This window comes from Paraburkholderia sp. BL27I4N3, from assembly GCF_003386115.1.
In the GTDB taxonomy this organism is placed as follows: domain Bacteria; phylum Pseudomonadota; class Gammaproteobacteria; order Burkholderiales; family Burkholderiaceae; genus Paraburkholderia.
Map to the genome: position 1 here is coordinate 1,579,002 of NZ_QREJ01000001.1, position 19,237 is coordinate 1,598,238.

Consider the following 19,237-nt stretch of genomic DNA (forward strand, 5'->3'; position numbering starts at 1 on the left):
CTGTTAGCCGATGAGCACCGTCGGGCAGCCGGTCAGAATCGGATTCGGCCCGCCCAGTTCCTGAATCACATCGGTCATGCGCGCGGCGGGCATGCCGCCGATCAGCACGGTCGCGCTGCCGATCGCTACCATGCCGCCAACGTGCGGTTGCAGGCCGTTGGCGAGCGGGCACGCGTGGTAATCGACGTCCGCGCGCCAGGCAGGCTGCGACTGGATCAGCACGGTCACCATGCCTGGACCTTCGAGCGGCGTGCCGTGGCTCGTCATGTCTCCCACGCGGGCGGCTGGAAGTGGCATCGCATCCTCAGTTCAGTTCGATGGTCGCGCCGCGTGCGGCGAGTCTGCCGTTGGCGCTGATATCCATCGTCGTGGTGGCTTCAATCGAAATACGCGGCGCCTTGAGCGACAGGCTCATGGCCGCGCTGATGGTCACCGTGCCGCTCTTGCTGTCGATGACGACGCTGCTGCCGTTCGCGTCGTCGAGCGTGATGCCTTGATCGTCGAACGTAAGCCGCTTGCCGTCGCTCAGTTCGAGTTGCACGCGCTCTTGCGCGCCGTCGTCGAAGGTGAGCTTGTGGCCGGCGCGCGTGCGGATCTGGCGGATGTCGTTCTTGCCGTCGCTATTGGATTGCGGCGCCTTGTCCTGACCATTCCAGAGCGCCCCGACGATGTACGGAAACCGCAGGTCGCCGCGCTCGAACGCCACCAGCACCTCGTCGCCGATCTCCGGCAGGAAGTAAAAGCCACGATTGGGCCCACTCATGGGCGCGGCCATGCGCGCCCAGTAGCTCTCCTCCGACGCGGCATGCCACGGGTACCGGACCCTCACGCGTCCCATGCCGGCGTCGTCCTGGTTCTGGCTGACGACCGCGATGGCGACGCCCTTGGCGTGGCCGCCGGCTTCGAGCGCGGTTTCCGTGGGAACAGAGGCCAACATGTTCATAGCGATGTCTCCTTGACCTTGAGCCGGGTGCGGTAGCCGCCGGAATCGACCTTGTGCGTGGCTTGCTGCACGTAATAGGTCTTCGAGAAAGGGTTGCCGAGATTGCCGAGCGTGACATTGGTGTCGGGCAACAGATCGGGCACGCCGAAGCATTCCGCCTCGCCGGTGACGAACTGCTTGGCATGGTCGTCGAGCACGGCGAGCGCGCGCTGCCTCGCCTCCGCTTCCGTGAAGACGGGTTGGCGCAACTGCAGCACGACGTCGCGGTTGAGCGCGCCGCGCAGGCGCTCGCCGCCGCTCAGTCGGCGTGGATCGTGGCCCGACTCCTCGCCCGCCTGCGCCTGCCCGACGAACGCCCGCTTGTTGTCCGGATCCCAGCCATAGACCTGGACCTTCGACACCTGCGCGGCCAGGTTCGCTTCGGGCTTGAAGTTCAGCAGCCCGGCGCCCCAATTCAGATTCAGGATGCCGTCCTTACGATCGCTAGGCAGTGCGAAATGCAGCATGCGTTGCGTATCGACGTAAAACTCGTAGTGGTTGCGCTCGGCCAGCTTCTTGATGAATTCGAGATCGCTCTCCTGGTTCTGCTCGGTTTGCGCGTGTTTCTCGGTGGTGTCGGACACGCTCGCGCGCAACGTGTATTCGCTGGCAATCGCACTCACCACGTCGCTGTCGCGCGCGTTCTTCCAACTGCGCGCCCGCTTACCGAGCGTCAGCGCGAACAGGTCGTCGAAACCGGCCACGCTCAACTCGGGCGTGCCGCTGTCGGGAAACGAGGTGGTCACTTCGGTGACGATCCCGGAGATCAAGGTCGTGAGCGACGACAGCTGGCCGTAGCCCATCGCGATCTCGACGCGCGCGCCGAACCGGAGAATGTCGAGCACGGGCTCGCCATAGCCCGAGAGGAAAGCGCGCTGCTTCATGTCGAAGGTGTCGATCACCGTGAAGCTGAAGCGGCCCGCCGCGCTCAGCGACAGATCGACCTCCACCTGGCTCACGCCGATCGCAAGCGTCTGGATGAGCGGCTTGCCGTCGACGGCGATGCGGAACGCCGGGGCGTAGAACGCACCGTTGCGCTCAGAGACTGCCGCGAGATCCATTGCCTGTCTCCAGAGGAGGCACCAGCACCCAGTCACCCGGACGGATGTCGCACGGGTCGTCGAGATCATTGGCGCTGGCGATGACGCGCCACTGCGCGGGGTCACCGTATTCGCGCGCCGCCATGGCCCACAGGCTGTCCGATCCGACCATCACGCGCCGCTTGCTCTTGTCCGCCGACTGCAGACGCGGATCGACGATCAGTTCGGGCAGCGTCCGGTATTCCTTGAACGAGACGGCCATCGTCGCGCGTGCCGGCGTGCCGTCGGGCTGAAACAGCGTGACCTTCGTGGAGAGCTTTTCGATGATCGCCTTGAACGCCAGCTTGCCCCAGACGAAGCGGACTGGCGGCGGCGCGTGCAGATCGCGGTCGATTTCCAGCAGGTTCGAAATGCTGTCCAGCGTTTCCTGCACGCTCTTCCCGTTGGGCGTAGTGGGATCGGTGTAGTCGTCGACGAAGAGCTCCATCGACAGGGTTTTCGCTTCGCCGTTGATGAACTGGATCAGCGGGCCGCCGAGGCCGGGAATGGCGGTCGCCTTGTAGGTGTTGGCGCGATCGATGCTGTATTCATACGGGTTGAACATCACGCGGATCGCATCGCCCGCGCTCGAGCCTTCGAGTATGTCGATCGTGGCTTTTTCGAGCGGCATGAAGCGTTCTCCTAAAGGCCGCGCCGTTGCCGCTCGATGCGCATTTTGCGTTCGATGCGGTTCATGACGTCGTTGGCGAGCCGCTCGATCGCGGCGGTGTCGATGGGCAGCGGCTGCGCTCTGCGCGCGTCGGCTGCGACGCTGGCGAGCGGTGTATCGAGCGCGGCTGACGGCGCCGCTGGCATGGCGGATGCACGTTTGTGCTGCGCGGCTCGGCTTGCGCTCTCGCGCATTGCCGGTGTGTCGTCGCGGCGTGTCGCCGCCGCGGTGGTGCGCCAGACCAGTTCGGGCGCGCTCGTGCGTCTCGCGAGTTCGAGCGGCGCGCGTGATGGCTGCGTATCGCTGGCGCGCGTTGGCATGCGTACATCCGGCAAGGGCACGAACCGGCGCGCCGGATAGTGGATGCCGTTGGCCGCGAAGCCAGGGAGATCAACGATTTCTCCCGCACGTTGCGGCAAGGATGCGCCAACCGGCTGCACGCTCGCGCGCGGCTCGATATCCCGTTCGCTTTGCGATGTGGCCGAGTGCGATAGCGAGCGATAGATCGGAACGAATCGCGAAGACCACATGGTGGACCGTGTCGACGTGGCCGATGTCGCTATCTCCTTGACTGTTGCGCGCGAAATCGTCCATGACCGTGTGCCTTGCCTCAGCGCGAGCTTCGCGCCGGACGGCGGCGTAACGCTCGCTGCCTCGCTGAGTAACGGCCGGTGAGCGCCCGCTGCCGGTGGCAAAGGCGCCACACCATGCGGCTGTGGACGAATTTTCTCGTCCCGCGCGCGCATGGCACGTTCATGTGCCGTTTGCTGGAAGTGAACCCGCGCCGCGCGCGGCGCGCTGGCGGGAAGCACTGCCGGGCGGCTGTCACGCATGTCGGGCACGTCGCGCATCCGGCGCATCTGCGCTGGCGGGTTGGAGGCGCTTGCGCGCGGCTCGCTCGCGAGCATCGCAAGTCTTGACTCGACGATATGCGCACGCGGCAGCGCGGGCGCGGCGCTGACGCGCTCGACGATGCGCATCACGCTCGCGCGCCGCCGCCGCGCCCAGACGAGCGCAAGCGGTTGCAAGACCCACGCGAGAGAGTTCGGCGCACCGCCGGGCGAGCGGGGTACGCGCGCGCCTGCGGTCCGGTTCGACACGGTGTTGAAGCGCCGGGGTCGGATGCGCGGGACAAAGGTGGGGAGCGACATCGTGTGCATGATGATCAGCCCGTGCCGAAACCGTGATGCGCGAACTCCACGCTTTCAACCAGCACCTGGTTGTTCGCCGCGTCGAGATCGCTCACCGACCATTTGACCGGGAAGGCCGCGCGGATTAACCAGCGCCAAACCTCCTGATCGAGCGAGTCGTGCAGGCCGACGGTCAGGGTGCGCCGCTGGACGCGTCCCTGCGCGACATCCTCCTGCCACGTCCACAGGAAGTCGTCGGCGAGACCGCGCTCGAGAATGAGGTTGCCGTAAGAGGTGAGCGTCGCGAAGCGGTACTCGAAATCATTGACGCCGCCTTCGCGCCGAACCTCGACCCGCGTCTCGCGCGTGAGTCCCTTCACGCGGCTGAAGCCGCCGTGCTGGACCTGGTCGAACTCCACCCGAAAGCGGAATCCCCGGTACGGATCGTTGCGGTCCATCCGTCACTCCTCGAAGTCTTCGAAGGGATTGGGCGTCGCCCCGTCGAGCGTGCGATTGATCGCCGAGATCTCCCGGCACCACGCGCGCCGCTCCGCGTGCTCCAGCGAGAGGACTTCGTGCCGCCCCCAGTGAAAATGGAGGGCGATGAACGCCATTTCCTCGCGCAGTTGCCGGGCAGGGTAGACGCTCACGACTCCCCCACAGTTCGGAATCCTCTGGATTGCATGGCGGGACGGATGGACTCGGCGGAGATGGGCACGGGGTTCGCCGTGTCGAGGGGCGCATCGGCCTCGCCACTGTTGAGCCGTTCGTAAAGCCGCTGGAGATAATCGAGGTCGGACGCGTAGAGCCCTTCGATCGTCTTCGTGTCGATGTCGGACAGCTCGCCCAGCCGGGTCACGACGCGGGCCAGCACGATGATCGCGAGGTAGGCGGGATTCTGCTGCACGCGCACGTCGCGCAGCGGCAGGATCTCGTCGGCCGCCGTTGCGAGCCGCATCACACCTTTGCGGTGCAGAATGCCGGTCGCGTCGAGATAGCCTTTCGGGAGTGTGAATTCCGCTTCGGTCTGGAAGCTTCCATTCGGTCGCGTTTGCATGCTCGCACCTCGTTGTGTTGCGCGGATGGTCCAACGTCAGGACTGCCGCGTATAGCCCTCGTGGGCCAATTCCAGCGTTTCGATGATCACTTCGTTACCCTTGCCGTTGAGCGCGCCTGGCTGATACTTGACGGGCCACGCGTCGGCCACCACGAAGCGGGCCTTGTCGGCGCCGGTCTCGTCCATCACGTAGATGGTGACGGTCTGGCGGTTGCTCTGGATCTTGCCGGCAATGATCGCGGCGGCCCAGTCGCTCAGATCGGTCGAGTCCGTGATGCCGCGCTTGAGCACGATGTTTCCGTACTTGGTCAAGCCGTCGAGCTTGCGGGCGTGGGGAGGGTCCGTTCCTTCCCGATAGTCGACGGCCTCGGTCGTCGTCTCGCCGATCGTCACCTCGCTGAAACTGCCCTTGCTGATGCCGAGAATTTCAAGCCGGAAGCGGAAATTGCGTAGCGGGTCCTTGCGAGTCGAGTCCATGGCGCCCCCCTTAATGTTGCGGATCTGCGGTGTTCTGGAAGATGCGGAAGATGACGAACTCCGCGGGCCGGACCGGCGCGATGCCGATCTCGCAGATGAGCCTGCCGTTCAGGATGTCGTCCTGTGTCATCGTGCTACGGTTGCAGGTGATGAAAAACGCCTGCTCCTCGGTATCGCCAAAGAGTGCGCCGGCGCGCCACTGTGTGAGCAGGAACAGACGCACGCTGTCCTTTACGCGTACCCAAAGGCGCGGATCGTTTGGCTCGAACACGACCCACTGCGTACCTTCATAAATCGAGCGTTCGAGAAAAATGAAGAGCCGCCGCACGCTGACGTACTTCCACAAGCTGTCCGACGAGATCGTGCGCGCGCCCCAGATCAGGATGCCGCGCCCTGGGAAATTGCGGATGACGTTGACGCCTTGTGGGTTAAGGGTTGCCTGGGTCGCGTCATTGATGTCGTACTCCAGCGAGGTCGCGCCGCGCGGCGGTTCGTTGGCGGGCGCCTTGAAGACCCCTCGATCGGAATCCACCCGGGCGTAGACGCCCAGCGCGTAGCCACCAGGCGGCACCAGGGTGCGGGCACCGTTCTCTGGGTCGGCGATCCACAACCAGGGGTAGTAGAGCGCGGCGTACTCGGAGTCATCGATGAGGTTCCTTGGCTGCAGAATGGTGGTATCGCTCACGTGCGGGGCGCAGTCGACAGCCGCGAAACGGAATCGGCTCTGCTCGCAATGGAGGATGACTGCTTGCGCTACGTCGACCTGGGCGCTCACCGGATACGGCGCGTACACCAGCGAAACATCCCGATAGGAGTCGAGCAGCAGCGCGGCGAGGCCTTGCACAGACTGCACCTCGCCAGCCGGCGGCGCGATGGGTGGCGTCGCCGTGCCGGCGAAGTCCGCTGAGGTGAGTGGCTTGGTGGCGTCCTGGCCGCCCGTGAGCTGGAGCATGCCAGGCTTCGACATGTCTGGCAGCGCACTGACGCCTGGTGGGCACGTGAACCTGATCAGTGCCGCGTTGCCGCGCAGACGCTTGTCGAAGTAGTCAGTTGAAGTTGGATCGATCACCAGGTCGTCGAACACTTCCGCGAAATCGGGCCGCGGCGTCAGTTTCCAGTTCTTGTTGTCAAACGGGTCGAATCCTGTGAACTTATCGGGGGGATTCGACCAGTACGCCGCGGTGATCTTGAACCCAACCGGTACGCGCTTCGCCTTGTCATTGGGATCGGGTATCTGAGTCGTGCTCGCGCTGACGGAGAGCCATACGTTGTTGCCACGCGATCCCGGACCCACGGCCTGCGCTATGTAGGCGCCGAAGGTCAGCGAAGCGTATACCGCGTCCGGTCCGACTATCCGGCAAACGTAAAGATCCTGGCCGCCGTTCTCGAAGAACCCGTTGACCGCATAAGGCAGGAATTGATTGCCTGTGCCGAACACGCCCCCGAACCAGCGCTGGAAATCGCGATAGCTCGTCACGAGCCGGGGCATGAGCGGTCCACGCTCGGTTTCGCCAAGAAACGCGGCGATACTGGTTGGCACGCCTTCGATCGGACGCGGTCCGCGCTCGATCTCTTCGATGTACACACCCGGCGTCAGGTACGTTGTCATGATCGGCTCCTAGGAAGCGGTATTCGCGTCGTGCTGGCAGCATCCCTTCGCGTTGGGCTGCGCCTTGCCGAGGCAGGCACGGATATTCGCGTCGAGCGCGGCCTGCGCGACAGTGAGCGCGGCGGTGAGTGAAGCAATATCGTCAGGATTGCTTTGAAATTGGGACTGGGCTGTTGCGTAGTCATCCTTGGCCGTGTGGTACGCCTCCCAGGTGCACTCCAGTTCTGCCTGATAGGCCGCGGGTGCAACGAGCCAGGGCGCCGCACGGCGCACAGCGGGTTGTGTCTGTTGCCCCGACTGGCAAGCTTGACCCTGCTGGTCCTGCGGCGGCGTGCAGGCGCCGTCCTCGGGCGGACAGGCCTGGGCGTAGACGGTCTGGCATAACGCCTGTGGCGTCTCAGTGGCGGCGAAGTGCCGAACCGTGTCGGAAACGTCGTCGGGCATCAAGCTGCGATGCAGCGGCAACAACAGGAAATAGAAGAGGTACAAGACAACGGCCTGCCCGGGCGTCGAGACGAGTGACTTGATATCGGTGATCATCCCGTCTGTGCTGGTCAATGCCTTATCGATGCCGGCGGCATTGGCGCTCATCGCGTCCAGATTCGCCTTGGCCGCGTTGTAGCGCGCCAGCGCGGCGTTGCTCGCGCGCTCCAGCTTGCCCGTGCCGCAACGCTGCCGCGCGGTGATGATCTGCTGCTGGCAGTGAAGCTCGTGCTTGAGTGCGCAGATGCAAGTCGACACCAGCGCTTTCCAGTCCTGCCCGGGGAACGCGCAGAGCAAAGCGGAGTGGAGCTGCACGATCTGCTGATGCTGGCTGCACCAGCGCTCGCGCAGCGCGGGATACTTCGCCGCGTAGTCGGAGACGAGTGCATCCTCGCCGGCCACGAACTTGTCGATCTCCGCCTTGAGCCCAGCAAGGTCCTTCGCTGCGATGCGATTGAGCTCCGCAGTGACCTTTTGCTGCAGATCCTTGATGGATTGACATGCGGGCGCCTGAGTGCGTGGCGCCAAATCGTCGGGTAACTGAACCATGAGACCCTCCTTGCGGGTTCGACAATCAGAGCTTCGCGAGCTGAGTCAGCCCGATGATCAACGTCTGCGGCAATGCGCGCCCTTCAGGCAGATGGCCTTTCGGGACGACAGGCTGCCTGGGTGCTCCGCCGGCATCGTCGACGAATTGAAAATCTTTCGGTGTCACAAGCCGCGACGCCGGTGCCTGGCCGATCAGAAACACCAGCCGGGCGGGGAATGTGCCATCCGCCGCGGTGTTTGAGGTCGGTGCTGAAGCGCGCGGTATGAACGCGACGAAATCGCCGCTCGCGGTGGTGACCGGCAGCGCCGCGAGCGCGGCTGACCCGGCATCCGCGGGCGGCGCGTCGGGCTTCCACTTCTCTTCGTCCGCGTCGCTCCAGGCGAGCTGGACGCGCGCGCCGGCAACCGGAGGCGGCTTGTCCAGTTTCGTGTCAGTCGTCAGCCGTCCACGCAGGCAGGTGACGCCGTCACCCAGCGGATACGTCGCGTCGGGTTGCAACACGAGCGACTGCAGGCGTTCTGCGACGTGCGGCACTTCGAGATTGGCCGGACGCGGCAGCGTCGCGACCGGCGGCACCGGCGCGTAAGGCGCGCCGGGGAGCAGCGTGACCGTGATGTGATCCGGCCACGCTTCGTTTTCCTCAAACCAGACGAAGCGTCCCGACAAACTGACGATTGGCGCGTTCCGCAGCCCGGCGGCCGCGACTTTCACGCCGCGTGTGACGCGCGTGAGCGTGAGGGCGTCCCACAGCTCGACGGCGTAGAGCACCTTGCGGTTCGGCGTGTCGCTCAGATTGGCGGTCGGCATGCTCATGGCTGACGTCCTAAGCTGTGATCGGGCCGAAACGATGCGGCTCGCTGAACACGGGTCCGGCCGGCGTCACCACCGCGGCGCGGTCGATCCAGACCGGCGTGGCGAGATAAACCACCGAGGTGCGATAGTTCGCCGTAGGAAAGAGTGTCCAGATGCGTCCCATCTCGTCGCTCGATACGGTATCGAGCGACAGCCGCACGATCTCGTTGCCGACCGCCGAACCGACCAGGTAGGGTACGTCGTTCAGGTTCTGAATCGCCTCGCCGAGGGTGGCGAGCGTTTCCAGCTCCCCTCCCGTGCGTGCGCTGCCGGCCGTCAAGAGGTAATACAGATCGAGCGGCAGGCCACCGTCGCGCTCCTCCGGCATCGGATCCTGCGGCGACGGCGAAGGCTGATGCAGCGCATTGCGAAGGTCGGCGTTCACCGCGACCCGGTACAGGAACAGGACGGCGGTTGCATCCGCCGCGCCGGGGTCGTCGAGCGGTCCGACGAAAACGTTGTTGATGACAGTCTGAAGCCGCTGCTGGAACGCGCTCGTCACGGCCTTGATAGCTTGGGCGTCCATGGCGTGCTCCTAGGCAGCGCAACTGGCTTCGAATGCGGCGAGATCGCGCTCGACGCTGACCATGCCGAACTTGAGCAACTCGGCGCGCGTAGCGGCGAGAATGTGCCGCAGGCCAATCTCCTTGCATTGTTCCTGCGCGGCCGCAAACGCGGCGCGCAGCGTGATCTGCGCGATGCTTCCTCCCGTCAACTCCAGGCGCCGTGCGAGGAAGCGGCAGTCCACATCCGCCGCACGCGGCGCGCTTGCCGGCAGGCACTGCTGCCAGATGGCCTCGCGGGCTCGCGCGTCCGGCTTGGGAAACTCGACGACAAAACGCAGCCGCCGCAGGAACGCCTGATCGACGTTCTGACGGAAATTCGTGGTGAGCACCGCGAGGCCGGAGAACTGCTCCATGCGCTGAAGCAGGTACGCGACCTCCATATTGGCGTAGCGATCGTGCGCGTCCCTGACTTCGCCGCGCTTGCTGAACAGCACGTCGGCCTCGTTGAAGACGAGTACGGCCCCGGCTTGCTCCGCCTCCGAGAAGACGATGTCGAGGTTCTTCTCGGATTCACCGATGTACTTGCTGACGACCTGGGCTAGATCGACCAGCCAGGCGTCCGTATGCAAGGCGTGCGCGACCGCTTCCGCGGCCATGCTCTTGCCTGTGCCGCTCGCGCCGCAGAAAAGCGCCGCGATCCCGCGCGAGGGCGTGCGTCCGGACTCGAATCCCCATTCACCGAGGACCAGCGATGCATGCTCGACGTGCGCCACCAGTTCATCGAGTTGCGCGCGCCGGTCTTCTGGCAGGATGACCTGATCAAGACCGACGACTGGTACGACGCGTCGCGCGAAGCGAGGCAGCCGCGGCGCGCTGACGTTGCGGAGGCAAGCGGAGATGGACGTGGTATCCGCATCGCCGGATCCGCCGTCCGTCGTGTTGGCCTGCGCCAGCCGCATCGCATCGTGAATGACGGCGAAACGCGGCGGCGTCGAGCGCGCGAGACGCTCGGCGTCCGCCGCCGGCAGATCGATGCCGATTTCGTGCGCGGCTGTGCTGAGTGCGGCGCCCAACCGCGCGGGGCTGGATGCGGGCCGATAAAGGACGCCATTGCTGGCGAGCGGCAGCGTGCCGGCGAAGCGTCCAACGTCCATCGACACAATGACGCCGAACCTGCGGGCTCGTTCGAGCGCGTCGCGCAGTTCCGCGAGCGCCCGCAGATCGACGTCAGTTGGATTTGGGTCCGTCGCATCGACCACCGGAAGACACCCGAGCAGGAGCGCGGCGCGCACGAGGCTCGTGACTGAGTCGCGACGCTGCCCAGGCTCGAGTTTCGTCAATTCGCCCAGCGAAATGCGTAGCAACCTCAGTCCCGCATCGGCCGCGACTGACTCGAGCAGCGCGCTCCAGCCATCCGCGTCGGGTCCGCACAGGGCAACCCAGGTGTCTTGTCCTCTGGCGCCGGTCAGGCGTGCCGCGAGCTTCTCTCGCGACAAGGTGTCGTCCGGATGGTGCATCCAGCCGGCACCGGGCCACGGAGTAGTGCGCGTGAGGCCGCTGCGCTCGGCTTCTTCCAGCAACGCGCTGTCGTTGCCAAGTAGCCAGTCTACGACCGGGGCGTCGACTCGGATCATATCTTCGGAGCAGGGCAGCGTGTTGCTACTGGTAATGAGGCGCCAGTAGAGCAGGCCACACGAGCCGCCCAGTTCGTGGCGTATTTCAGAAGGCTCGCCCAGCACCGCGCAGATCAGGCCCAGCGACGCGGCGCGTCGGGTGAGGTCGTCGTGCAGAAATCCGAACACCGTTTGATATTTCTGATCCAGTTCAGGAGCAAGCGCTATCAGCAACGCGCACATCTCGAGCTGCGTGAGACCCAAGGCGGAGAAGAGCATGCCGAGCGGCTCACCGGAAGTGGCGGCGTTGTCGATCGCCGTGAGGAGCAACGCAGTCGATTCGTCCAGTCGGGCGTCTCGGGGTACGCGTTCGTTGGCGTCAGCTTGCGACATGAGCTGGGCCTGGATCGAAAACGCGCTTCGTGAGAGGCCTCGGACTTCGTCTGAGTCCGTGGTGCTGGTTCCGCAGTGGCGCAGTAACTGCTTGTCGAGCCATTCGATAACCGCACGATGTAGAGGTCGTCCGTCCCGCTGCATCTCGATGACTTCCCCGCCGAAGTGCGACGCAGAGGTGGTGCTCGCCACGAGGCGATATTCGAGCCGCCGCCTGGATGGATGCCGCGCCGGGCTCCTCGCGAGCGCGCGCAGCGCTAGCAGCATCTGGTGGAGACCGATATTGCGGACCTTGATATGCACTACATCCGGCGAAATGGCGACGTGGGACAGCACTAAATGGGGATATTTGCTCAGCCACTTATCCGTGAGGCCCGTCAGAACGTTGCCGATCGCAATCATGACTTCAATGTCGGCAACGCCATCGGCGAGCATGTCGTCCAACCGCTCGATTGGGACAGCAAACGGCGAAACCAAGGCGACTTCCGGCGCCCGGCTCAAGGCTTGCGCAATGGCGTCGGCGAGCACGTCGGTCTCGGCCTGGACTACAAGAACGCGGAGAGGAGACATTCTGCGTCTCGCACGAAGGTGTGTTACGCAGTGTCCCGCGCTGTGATAACGGTGCATATCGGCTACATGGCGCCGATTACGGTCCAGTATCGCGATCGGCCAAACGGACCACATGGATCGATGCGCGAATGGATCTATTGGTCGCGCGCAGCACCGCGAGTTAGTGGGTACGAAGGAACTCGGTCGATTGCAACGTCGGGGTCGAGACGCGTAGCGCGAAAGGTCCGTCCTCGCAGGTAAGCGTCAGGAGATCTGCAGTAAGCAAGAGTGGTTTTGCTCGTCCGCCGGTCGACCGTTAGCCAGAACCCGCGGATATTATTGAAGGTGCTTTGATTCTTGTGCTCCTGCGCAGAAGGAAACACGCTGCGGGTCTCCGGTGGGTTCCGAGCAAGGAAGGCGGCGATGCATTTCGCATGGGTTGCGTGGTCGGATTTTCGTTGCCACTCCCCAACAGTTGCGGTGATATCACGCTCTGTTGTATTTTTCGATGTATCCAAAGAATCGAATTCGCTTGATGCCTTGCCAGACAAGGCCTGCAGGGGCGTATTCAATCCCCTCAGCAAGATCAGGACGCTTCCTTCGTCGCCCATCCGCTTGGGCACCATGTCTCCAATCTCCAAATTGTCGTCAAGTCAAACAAGGGACACTTGAAATGCCCCAACATCGGCGGCCATCAGGGCCCGATTCAATGCTGTCCACAGCGGAAGCTTGAGTCATGGACTGCCTCAAACCGCTACCCCGTTTACCGGGGGTCTCTTAATCCGCCCTGCGGTTGTCACTGTATCGAGGAGCGCGTTCGAAAGAGGCTGACGGTATCAGTGACGGTATCGCACTCGCAAAATGACGAAGAGGCTGTGTGTGTTCGCGTTTTTTCAAACCAAGCGGGCAATGACCTTCCATGGAGTTCCCACGACAGCCGACAACTGCCGAGCATAATTTTCGGTATCGTCGACGGTATCGACACCACATGACCAGGCGGAAACCCCGTCCCCACAGGGCTCGCGCCATGAGATCGACAATCGAGTGGTGTGGCCCTCAGCGCTGCGTGCTTGATCCTGCTTCGGTCGTTAACATGCTTAACCGATCGATATAGTCGGCCCACTCCTGCATGACCCGGCGACGATCATCGTCAAAAGTTGTTCTATCGTAGGCCTTTTGCACATCGCCACGCTTGGCGTGTGCCAGTTGCGCTTCGAGTACATCGATGTCCATCCCGAGTCGCTCTCGTCCGACCGTGCGGAGCATGCCCCGGAAGCCGTGCGTCGCGTGTTTTCCTTGAAATCCCATCTCCCGCAGTGCTTTGCTCAACGCATCTCGATGTAAATGAGGGGTCTTTTGACGAGCAGGGGACGGAAAGACGTAGTGTCCCTTACCGGTGAGTGACTGCAACTCGTTCAGGACGGCGACGGCCTGCTTCGGCAATGGCACGATGTGATCGTGCCGCATTTTCATCCGCTCGGCTGCAACATGCCATTCAGCTGTCTCGAGGTTCACCTCGGTCCACGGCACCGCTGCAACCACGCCGGGGCGAAGGCCGGTCAGCATGGTGAGCTTGAGGGCGGCGCGGGTAATGGGCGACTTGTAGGCATCGATAGCAAGAACAAGCGGCGCAATGTCCGCAGGCTTGGTGATCGCTGGTATATGGCCTTTCCTGTGGCGAGGAACAACGCCGCGCAGTGTTAAGGCGGCACCATCTTCGCGCAGTCCGTTCTGGACCGCGTACGTCACGATGCCACCGACATACTGCCGTGCCTTGGTCGCGAGGTTAGGCGCATGAGAGGCAATTGCTTCGAGTACGGGCTTGACCTCTGGCGTGGCAAGCGTGGAAATGGGCTTGTTGCGAAGTGCGGGAGTCAGGTATTCGCGCACGACAAACTCTGCCTTGCGGTAGGTTTCGTCCGCCCATTCCTTGCGTTTGAAGTCGAGCCAGCGCTGGGCTACGAGATGGAAGGCGCCTTCGGCCATGCGTTTGCGAGCGATGGACTCGGCCTGGCGATATGCAACCGGATCGATGCCTTCGCGTACGAGATTGCGTGCGGTAGTGGCCGACCGTCGTGCATCAGTGAGCGTGATATCGGGGTAAGGGCCGAGGCTGTGGAAGTTTTCCTTGCCCGTGCTCGGTCGTCGATAGCGGAACAGCCAGGTTTTGGTGCCGTTCGGCTGGACCCTCAGGGCGAGTCCGTTTCCATCCGCGAGAAGGTAGGAACGGGCGCGCGTTTTGGCGGCACGGAACACTAACTCTGACTTCGGTTTGACACGTCTGGGCATGAGTTTGCCCCCGAATCTGGTATACGCAACAGTATACGCAAAAATCGTCGATGTCAGTGGAACGCAAGGGATCTGTGGAGAACAAAAAACCCCGTAAGATATTGATCTTACGGGGTTTCTCGGACTACCGCGGCTTACGCCGGAACAACTGATGGTGCCCAGGAGAGGACTCATGTTCGTCTTATAGCATATTGAGTTTAAAGGATTTTTTGTTGTTCTTCCTTCGTAGCGTACTCATTGATGTACTCATTTGCGGCGGGCTTTAAATTCGTGCCATTTTTTGCGTAAATACAACGCTGGGGTTCGACGTTACAGTGATGGTTGTGGCTCCCACGTCCGAATGATGAATCAGGCCTTTCTCGGGGCGTTTGTTGCGCACAGCACGCCACAGAGCTTGCGCCGTGAGTCCTTGCGTCATGCGCTCACTCATGGCGTATCCAACTAACTCACAGGTGAAGACGTCCTTAATGCCGGCGACGTAGAGCCATCCCTCGTCGGTGGCACAATAGGTGATGTCTGTCACCCAGGCTTCGTTTGGCCGCGTTGGCGCGAACGTCTGGTTCAGCAGATTGTCGGCGACAGGCAAGTTGTGATTCGAATTCGTCGTCGCTTTGAATTTGCGCTTCTGCTTACACCGCAGATTGAGCTCTCGGCGCCGGCGAGCGATGCGGTCGCGGCCGGCTATAAAGCCTTGTGCCTCAAGCTCAGGCTGCACGCGTCGCGTGCCATAGGTCTCGCGGCTCTGCTTGTGCACAGCCTTGATGGCGACTTTCAGGCGTTCATCAACCTGCGCACGTGGAGACAGCTTACCTTTAGACCAGGCATAGAAGCCGCTGCGCGAAACCTTAAAGGCACGGCACAGGACAGCAATCGGATAATCGAGTCGCATCGTATTCATGACCGCGTATTTGGCAGCGACTCCTGCGCAAAATACGCTGCCGCTTTTTTTACGATATCTCGCTCCATCTTGGTCTCCGCCAGTTCCCTACGTAGTCTGGCTACCTCGGCTTCTAATTCGGCAACCGTACGACTGCCTGGCGCCGTCACGGCGCCATTGCCAAGCTTGGCTGCTTTGACCCACGTGGCCAAAGTCCCCATCGGAATGGCAATTCGCTTCGCCGCTTCATCCAGCGTCAGGCCCTGTGCAAGCACAAGCTTTACAGCTTCTTCACGAAGCTCTGGTGTGTATGTTCTTGGTTTCGTCATCTGTGCTCCCATTGATAAAGTTTATCAAAAAGGAGTGTCTTAAAAAATCAGGCTACCTCATTGAGGACCGGTTGGCCGAATACGACCGCGCGATCAGGGAGATCGCGCGTGAGGGCGAACGCAGCAAGCGACTCATGCTACTGCGCGGCATCGGTCCGACCACCGCAAGCGCATTGCTTGCGAGCATCGGTGCCGGACATGATTTCAGGAACGGTCGCCAGGTGGCTGCATGGCTTGGCCTGACGCCCGGCCAGCACGCAGCGGCGGCAAGGCGCGGCTGGGCAGCATCACGAAGGCAGGCGACGCCTACCTGCGCAGCCTGCTGGTGCTCGGGGCGCGCGCCGTGATCGCCAGTCTCGGCGAGAAGCAGGACCGGTTCAGCCGCTGGGTACGCAGCCTGGTGGAACGCCGCGGCTACTGGCGTGCGGCAGTCGCGATTGCGGCCAAGGATGCGAGAACGGCTTGGGCAATGCTAAATTACGGCGAGGATTTCAAGCACGAACCGGCCGCAGCGTGAAGTCGTCGCGCCTGACCAAACACCGACGACCAACGATAGTCATCATGAGCGGATAAACGATCACTTTGCACTGCCAGCGGTGATGTGAAGCGGGTTGGACCCCGCGCAAGGCATACCTGTCAGAGAAACGGGGATTTCTATCCCGCCCAACGAATGAGGTCCTTGCGCGCGTCTTTCATCAGGGTCCGGGCCAGCGGCCCAACATGACCGGTTGTAGTACAGCAGTCCTTCACCCTCTCACGCGCGCCGACGTGGCATTGCAGCATGTATTAACGCGAACCTCGATTGAGCTTGCGCTCAACGGGGAAGCCCTTGTGCCGTGCCGTCGACAAGACACGTAACACGGTGGATTTCCTGCTGCGCGCCCATCGGGACAAAACCGCGGCGCGCCGCTACTTCGAGAAGGCGATTGAACAGAACGGCGAGCCCGAGACAATCACCATGGACAGGAGCGGCGCCAATCTGGCTGCGCTTGAAGCACTCAATGCCGAGCGTTTAACACCAATCAAGGTTCGTCAAAACAAATACCTGAACAACGTCGTCGAGCAGGATCACCGTGCCATCAAACGCATCATCAAACCGATGCTGGGGTTCAAGGATTTCCGCTGTGCGCGCATCATCCTGTCTGGCATAGAGATCGCACACATGATCCGCAAGGGGCAGATGCGTGTCGATGGCGTCACCTCGACTGCAGCCGAACAATTCTACTCGTTGGCAGCTTAAGCAGTACTACTGATATCACGCTTTTCTCAAGCCGTAATCGTTAGCGCGACAGAACCCGGAAACGCCTCCTTGATGTTGGCGGCCAGGCCCTTGCCGGTCACGCGGCCCAGACTGGCGCACCTCGCCTGGACGGCCGCCATTAACGGAAACGCGAACGGCATCGTCCACAGCATGCTCAGACCGAATTGCGCACCGGCCTGCGAATATGTGGCGATGCCGCCTGGATCGTCGTCGGCGACGCCCGTGATGAGGCCGAGGCCGATGCGCGCGAGCGAGTGTTCCTTGAGTCGTGCGAGTAGCGCGCCCGGGCGTTTTCGCTGTGTTGCCTCGAGTTCCACGGCGCTCTCCTGAACATGCGCGTGCCGCACGGCGTGTGAGGGCGGCCGCACACGGCGCAAAACCAGCATTGCCGGTTAGTGCCTGTGCAACGCGGAGGCCGCGCTATACACCACGCGCGGATCGTGCTGGCCTTTGTACACTGCCGGAGCGGTTCTGCAGCGTGTACACAGCTGTCTGCGCCGAGCGAACCGAATATTCGACGGTGAACACGACGTCGTTCGGCAACTCGCAAAACTGTCCGACGAACGCGAGGTTTGCCCAGCCTTCGGGCATCACTTGCGGCCGGTCGCCGCGCTTGCGCCGCAGGAACGGGCTGGTGATGAAGGGCATCAGGCACGGAATGCAGATCGCGTCGTCGAGAATATTCGGGGCTTCCGCCTGAACGTTCAGATGACCGAGAAGTTCCGTCATGATTTCGCGGCCCGTGCATCCGGCCATCGGCTTGGCGATGAAATTGCCCGGCCGGTCGACGAAAAGCCCGCAACCCCAGAACACCTCGACACCTTTCGGCTGCCCCAGGAAATGCGGCTGGTGCGGCAGCACGATCGAGACGAGCCAGTTCGATTGGGGAAAGGTAATCAGGCCACCTTCGCCGGGCACGTTGCCCGTCAGATCACGGATCAGGCGGAACAGCGTCGGATCATGCAACGTCGCTGTAAAAGACAGCCATTTGGATTCTTCGACATGGTCGGCGAAAACGGATGGATGGCCGAATTCGGCTCGTCCTGCTGCGATGGTTTTCCAGAGCGCCCACGCGCCGCTGCTGTCGTTATGATTGAACACGGCAGGGCGGTTCGTGCCGCCGAGGCTCGACCCTGCCGTCATTGACCCGAGCGTGACGATGACCTTGTCCGCCGCACCGACTGGAATCTCGACGCGACGGCTTTCATGTTCGCAGACGATGCCTGCCACCCGATTCAGTTCACCGCTTTCGTCATAGCGCAGATCGATGACCCGCGTGTTGGTGCGAAATCTCACCCCGTGGTCATCGAGCCATTTGCGCAGCGGCCGCACCATCGAATCATACTGATTGTAGACCGTGCGCATGATGCCGTGCAACTGGTTGAAGCCCGACGTCATATGCGCGAAACGCAGCAGATAACGCCGGAATTCGGCGGCGCTATGCCAAGGCTGGAAGGCGAACGTCGTGCACCACATATACCAGAAATTGGTTTCGAAAAAGTCCGGCTCGAAGTGGTCGGAAATCCGGCTGCCGCCGAGCTGGGCTTCCGGTTCGAGCGAAAGACGGCCGAGTGTGAGCAGGTGCGTTTCGGCGAGCCAGTAAGGGGGCGCGTCTTCGCGCTGGCCGTTGCGTATGAGCCGAGCCTTCGAGCAAGTGCGGCTCGTCTCGTTCCAGTCGAAGATTTCCTTCGTGACGCTGATGCGGCCGTCAAGCGTGGGAATTGAATCGAACAGATCGTAGGTGCACAGATACTTGCTCTCGAGCATGCGGCCGCCGCGCACGACGTAGCCTCCCTGTGGCGTGCCGGCGCCGTCGAGGCTGCCGCCCGGTTTGTCGAGCGCTTCGAGGATCATGATGCGGCAGCCGGGTACGTCGGCGTCGCGAATCAAAAACGCCGCGGCCGCCAGCGAAGCGATACCGCCGCCGACGAGATAGAAATGGCCGGATGCGATCGCTTTATCGCGGCCCTGACCCGCGACAGGATGCATGCCAGAGTATTCGGAATTATTCATGTCGTGCTCCCCGTAGGGTGATGGCCTTGGATGTATTGCTTGGACCATACCCGCGCAGCGGGAAGGCTCGTTGAGTTGGATCAACAGAGCGCGACGGGGCTCGCCAATGCAGTGCAAGTGATCCACACGCATGCCTGGCAAAAAAGGGGTATTGCCTTTATACGACCCACCACGCGAGCGCGGCTGTTATCAGCACGACCGCCCACGACGGCACTCGCCACCAGCCGAGCAGGACCAGGGCCGCGACGACCAGCGCGAAATCGCGCCCGGTATGCACTGCGCTGGTCCACACGGGGTCGTACAGCGCGGCGAGTAGAATGCCGACCACAGCGGCGTTGATGCCTGCCATGGCGCCGCGCATTGGCGCGAACGCGCGCAACTCGCCCCATAGAGGCAGCGCCGCGCCGACCAGCAGGAATGAAGGCAGAAAGATCGCCACGGTAGCGATCAGTGAGCCGGCCGTACCCTGCACGGCTGACCCGTGCTGGCGGCGCCGAGAAACACGGCGACAAAAAAAG

At 62.7% G+C, this 19,237-nt stretch carries 17 protein-coding genes and 5 pseudogenes; 2 read left to right on the forward strand and 20 right to left on the reverse strand.

Annotated elements, in window-relative coordinates; all coding sequences use genetic code 11:
• Positions 1 to 3: 3 nt before the first annotated feature.
• The 17 genes and pseudogenes from B0G71_RS07110 to B0G71_RS41850 form a co-directional block, all read right to left on the reverse strand.
• Positions 4 to 297, reverse strand: a complete 294-nt coding sequence (locus B0G71_RS07110; protein ID WP_116140704.1) for a PAAR domain-containing protein — start codon at positions 295 to 297, stop codon at positions 4 to 6.
• Positions 298 to 304: 7 nt separating this feature from the next.
• Positions 305 to 943 (reverse strand): phage baseplate assembly protein V, encoded by a 639-nt coding sequence (locus tag B0G71_RS07115; RefSeq protein ID WP_116140706.1) that lies wholly within the window; start codon positions 941 to 943, stop codon positions 305 to 307.
• A complete protein-coding gene (locus B0G71_RS07120; protein WP_116140708.1) occupies positions 940 to 2,043 on the reverse strand; it encodes a phage late control D family protein in 1,104 nt (367 codons plus the stop codon). Before B0G71_RS07120 ends, B0G71_RS07115 begins: the two co-directional genes overlap by 4 nt.
• Positions 2,021 to 2,692, reverse strand: a complete 672-nt coding sequence (locus tag B0G71_RS07125; RefSeq protein WP_116140710.1) for a LysM peptidoglycan-binding domain-containing protein — start codon at positions 2,690 to 2,692, stop codon at positions 2,021 to 2,023. Before B0G71_RS07125 ends, B0G71_RS07120 begins: the two co-directional genes overlap by 23 nt.
• Before the next feature lie 11 nt (positions 2,693 to 2,703).
• Positions 2,704 to 3,891 (reverse strand): hypothetical protein, encoded by a 1,188-nt coding sequence (locus B0G71_RS07130; protein WP_116140712.1) that lies wholly within the window; start codon positions 3,889 to 3,891, stop codon positions 2,704 to 2,706.
• Between the two features lie 5 nt (positions 3,892 to 3,896).
• On the reverse strand, positions 3,897 to 4,319 hold the full coding sequence (locus B0G71_RS07135; RefSeq protein WP_116140713.1) for a phage tail protein: 423 nt from the start codon (positions 4,317 to 4,319) through the stop codon (positions 3,897 to 3,899).
• 3 nt (positions 4,320 to 4,322) lie between these two features.
• Entirely contained in the window at positions 4,323 to 4,511 is a 189-nt protein-coding gene (locus B0G71_RS07140) for a DUF6760 family protein (protein WP_116140715.1), read from the reverse strand.
• Positions 4,508 to 4,918 carry a hypothetical protein gene (locus B0G71_RS07145; protein WP_258875514.1) on the reverse strand — a complete coding sequence of 137 codons (411 nt, stop codon included), beginning with the start codon at positions 4,916 to 4,918 and terminating at the stop codon, positions 4,508 to 4,510. Before B0G71_RS07145 ends, B0G71_RS07140 begins: the two co-directional genes overlap by 4 nt.
• Before the next feature lie 36 nt (positions 4,919 to 4,954).
• On the reverse strand, positions 4,955 to 5,395 hold the full coding sequence (locus B0G71_RS07150) for a phage tail protein (protein ID WP_116140717.1): 441 nt from the start codon (positions 5,393 to 5,395) through the stop codon (positions 4,955 to 4,957).
• A gap of 10 nt (positions 5,396 to 5,405) precedes the next feature.
• The gene (locus tag B0G71_RS07155) at positions 5,406 to 6,980 is read right to left on the reverse strand and encodes a phage tail sheath family protein (protein WP_258875515.1); all 1,575 of its coding nucleotides are present in this window, start codon (positions 6,978 to 6,980) and stop codon (positions 5,406 to 5,408) included.
• A 33-nt stretch (positions 6,981 to 7,013) separates the two neighbouring features.
• Positions 7,014 to 8,036, reverse strand: coding sequence for a hypothetical protein (locus tag B0G71_RS07160; protein WP_116140721.1), 1,023 nt, complete (start codon positions 8,034 to 8,036; stop codon positions 7,014 to 7,016).
• 25 nt (positions 8,037 to 8,061) lie between these two features.
• On the reverse strand, positions 8,062 to 8,850 hold the full coding sequence (locus B0G71_RS07165; RefSeq protein ID WP_116140723.1) for a hypothetical protein: 789 nt from the start codon (positions 8,848 to 8,850) through the stop codon (positions 8,062 to 8,064).
• Between the two features lie 10 nt (positions 8,851 to 8,860).
• Positions 8,861 to 9,415 carry a Pvc16 family protein gene (locus B0G71_RS07170; RefSeq protein ID WP_116140725.1) on the reverse strand — a complete coding sequence of 185 codons (555 nt, stop codon included), beginning with the start codon at positions 9,413 to 9,415 and terminating at the stop codon, positions 8,861 to 8,863.
• Between the two features lie 9 nt (positions 9,416 to 9,424).
• A complete protein-coding gene (locus B0G71_RS07175) occupies positions 9,425 to 11,971 on the reverse strand; it encodes an ATP-binding protein (protein ID WP_181916734.1) in 2,547 nt (848 codons plus the stop codon).
• Between the two features lie 134 nt (positions 11,972 to 12,105).
• Positions 12,106 to 12,576: a hypothetical protein gene (locus tag B0G71_RS07180; RefSeq protein WP_116140729.1), complete on the reverse strand. Its 471-nt coding sequence runs from the start codon at positions 12,574 to 12,576 to the stop codon at positions 12,106 to 12,108.
• A 430-nt stretch (positions 12,577 to 13,006) separates the two neighbouring features.
• Positions 13,007 to 14,239: an integrase arm-type DNA-binding domain-containing protein gene (locus tag B0G71_RS07185; protein WP_116140731.1), complete on the reverse strand. Its 1,233-nt coding sequence runs from the start codon at positions 14,237 to 14,239 to the stop codon at positions 13,007 to 13,009.
• A 325-nt stretch (positions 14,240 to 14,564) separates the two neighbouring features.
• Positions 14,565 to 15,445: pseudogene (locus B0G71_RS41850) on the reverse strand (IS3 family transposase); the annotation flags it as partial.
• A 59-nt stretch (positions 15,446 to 15,504) separates the two neighbouring features.
• Here B0G71_RS41850 and B0G71_RS07200 point away from each other — a divergent pair.
• Together B0G71_RS07200 and B0G71_RS07205 are read left to right on the forward strand one after the other, a co-directional pair.
• Positions 15,505 to 15,962 (forward strand): annotated as a pseudogene (locus tag B0G71_RS07200) (IS110 family transposase); the annotation flags it as partial.
• A 306-nt stretch (positions 15,963 to 16,268) separates the two neighbouring features.
• Positions 16,269 to 16,685: pseudogene (locus B0G71_RS07205) on the forward strand (transposase); the annotation flags it as partial.
• Between the two features lie 29 nt (positions 16,686 to 16,714).
• Here B0G71_RS07205 and B0G71_RS07210 read toward each other — a convergent pair.
• The 3 genes and pseudogenes from B0G71_RS07210 to B0G71_RS41855 form a co-directional block, all read right to left on the reverse strand.
• Positions 16,715 to 17,023, reverse strand: a pseudogene (locus tag B0G71_RS07210) (divalent metal cation transporter); the annotation flags it as partial.
• Positions 17,024 to 17,098: 75 nt separating this feature from the next.
• Positions 17,099 to 18,719: pseudogene (locus B0G71_RS07215) on the reverse strand (oleate hydratase).
• A gap of 157 nt (positions 18,720 to 18,876) precedes the next feature.
• Complete coding sequence (locus B0G71_RS41855) at positions 18,877 to 19,191, reverse strand: chromate transporter (RefSeq protein ID WP_258168513.1); 315 nt, start codon at positions 19,189 to 19,191, stop codon at positions 18,877 to 18,879.
• Positions 19,192 to 19,237 lie beyond the last annotated feature (46 nt).